Genomic DNA, 547 nt, shown 5'->3' on the forward strand with positions numbered 1-547 from the left:
GCACGCTAATACTTATTATTCTAAAAACGTATTGCTTATTGTTCTTGCTTATCATCTTCAATAAATAGATCAATAAATGCCCGTTGCTCAGATGAAAGATCCCACGAAGCGGGAATATCCTGCTTTTTTTCTACAACGGTTTCATTCGCTTGCTCATTATCATGATGAGCAGGTGTAACAGTGGACTGTTGTTCCTGTGTGGACATCACTTACCCCCACACTTTCCAGACCACCAGAGCAACCACGATCCAGAACACGGCGGAGCCCAGAAACACGGTGAACCATGCTTTACGTTTCATCGCGGGATCTCTGCGCGCAGGCTGGTTTCCAGAAGGCATTGCTAACCTCATACTATCGAAATCACTTATCATTTAGGCACCAAACAATCGGTACAATTAATCATCAGGTAAGAGGAATCCTAATAAAAACAGCCTGAAAAAGCCAGATAATTTTCGAACCCAGCTTTATAAATAACTTAATTGTTTGATCAGTTATAAATATTTGAAAGGGATTTTGGCAGGCTTACTCATTTGAAACTACTTTGGAG

2 protein-coding genes are annotated in these 547 nt (G+C 40.8%); both read right to left on the minus strand.

Going from position 1 to position 547, the window contains the following annotated elements; all coding sequences use genetic code 11:
• Positions 1–35: 35 nt before the first annotated feature.
• Positions 36–206, minus strand: coding sequence for a hypothetical protein (locus NNO02_RS23490; protein ID WP_271442904.1), 171 nt, complete (start codon positions 204–206; stop codon positions 36–38).
• Between the two features lie 3 nt (positions 207–209).
• Positions 210–350 carry a YmiA family putative membrane protein gene (locus tag NNO02_RS23495; RefSeq protein WP_249357519.1) on the minus strand — a complete coding sequence of 47 codons (141 nt, stop codon included), beginning with the start codon at positions 348–350 and terminating at the stop codon, positions 210–212.
• Positions 351–547 lie beyond the last annotated feature (197 nt).

This window comes from Citrobacter sp. Awk 2, assembly GCF_028069815.1.
GTDB lineage: Bacteria > Pseudomonadota > Gammaproteobacteria > Enterobacterales > Enterobacteriaceae > Citrobacter.

Excerpts from the sequence above, each read along its gene's own strand:
- NNO02_RS23490 (WP_271442904.1), bottom strand. The coding sequence starts at position 206 with ATGTCCACACAGGAACAACAGTCCACTGTTACACCTGCTCATCATGAT.
- NNO02_RS23495 (WP_249357519.1), bottom strand. The coding sequence starts at position 350 with ATGAGGTTAGCAATGCCTTCTGGAAACCAGCCTGCGCGCAGAGATCCC.